The organism is Vibrio amylolyticus, from assembly GCF_023145695.1.
GTDB classification, from domain to species: Bacteria; Pseudomonadota; Gammaproteobacteria; order Enterobacterales; family Vibrionaceae; genus Vibrio; species Vibrio amylolyticus.
In genome coordinates this window covers 1-1261 of the sequence record NZ_JAJHVV010000034.1, presented here as the reverse complement: position 1 = coordinate 1261, position 1261 = coordinate 1, and the positions used below count along the sequence as shown (strand labels likewise).

The window sequence follows — 1261 nt, the reverse complement described above, 5'->3', positions numbered from 1 at the left end:
GGTGCTGGTTTGTGGCTCTGCATCAATGGCAATGCAGACCATATATGATCCCTACCGTGGAGGGCTATCATCAACTCCAGTCCATTTGACCAACATGGCTCTGTTACTTTAAATCCAAATCCATTTTACAGGTGATGACGTAATTTCTAACTCACCCCAATCACCCGACAGACGATACTGGTCATTTAACAATTGAAAAATATCAATATTGCCATAATCTTCTTCACCAGAAGCATCTTTAAATGGAGTCTCGTTTCAATTTATCCATTTAACATACTTCAAGCCTTGAAAAACAATCTTTCCTTTCTGATAGCAATATTGCTCATCATTTTTAGGAGACGTATACAAAGGATGATTTTCCGTTAAGACTGCTTCAACAATAAAAGAAATTTCATTGGAAGATTCACAAATGCTCAATACAAAACTATCTTCCAAATAAATATCAGCAAAGTCTTCCCAGTCATAATAACAACTCATCACACACTCTCTCCTATAAATCAAAATCAATTGGCGTGTGATTTTCAGGGCTCATACGTGTTACTGGTTCACCAGCAGGACTTACCCTTTGACCACTAGAAGTTTTAAGCTCAACGTGAGGACCATCACTACCTGGTGTGCGTTGACTTCCGCCTTTAATTGTTACCCTAGCCACTCCATTTTCATCAACCATTTTCAAAGGGCCGTTTGCTGTTTGGGTGGCCATCCGAGTCTTCCCCACTGGAATCGTCATCATTAGAATCATCGCCCAACCCAGGATTACCACCGGGGCCTTCTTCATGCCAAAAGGGGGCAATATCGGGCATTGCTGCCTGTATAGGTGCAGCCCAACTGAGCGCCAATACCAATAAGGCACACGCTTTGAATATTTGTCGTATGTTCATATCGCCAACCGTTCTATTTTTATAATGTTACGCAACTTATTTCATTGCGCTTATGATTAAAACCTAGACGGTTTTTACTCTCTCTGCATGACGACGTTATGGTCGTCTAAGGAATTCAATGGGGATCATTGAGGAGAGTGAGCAGTAAATAACTGATATAAGAACAGGAAATTCGCGAAATATAGAGCGTACTTTTTATACAAAAAATATTCTCTTTTATTGGAAAAGAGCAGTAAAACAAAAATATCACAAAATTGCATTGAGCATAACAATGCTCACTTGTGAGGTAATTATGCACCACTCCTGTTAATACATGCGGCAATTATTAGGGAGGGATAAATGAATCTAAAGTAAAAAGTCTAAATGATTTCTGTCCAAAA

3 protein-coding genes are annotated in these 1261 nt (G+C 39.3%); all 3 read right to left on the bottom strand.

Going from position 1 to position 1261, the window contains the following annotated elements; genetic code table 11:
* Positions 1-255: 255 nt before the first annotated feature.
* Genes KP803_RS21755 through KP803_RS21745 form a run of 3 tightly spaced genes read right to left on the bottom strand, consistent with a single transcriptional unit; the run spans position 256 to position 881 of the window.
* A complete protein-coding gene (locus KP803_RS21755; protein WP_248010947.1) occupies positions 256-480 on the bottom strand; it encodes a hypothetical protein in 225 nt (74 codons plus the stop codon).
* 10 nt (positions 481-490) lie between these two features.
* Entirely contained in the window at positions 491-652 is a 162-nt protein-coding gene (locus KP803_RS21750) for a hypothetical protein (RefSeq protein WP_248010946.1), read from the bottom strand.
* Between the two features lie 10 nt (positions 653-662).
* Entirely contained in the window at positions 663-881 is a 219-nt protein-coding gene (locus tag KP803_RS21745; protein ID WP_248010945.1) for a hypothetical protein, read from the bottom strand.
* Between the last annotated feature and the right edge of the window lie 380 nt (positions 882-1261).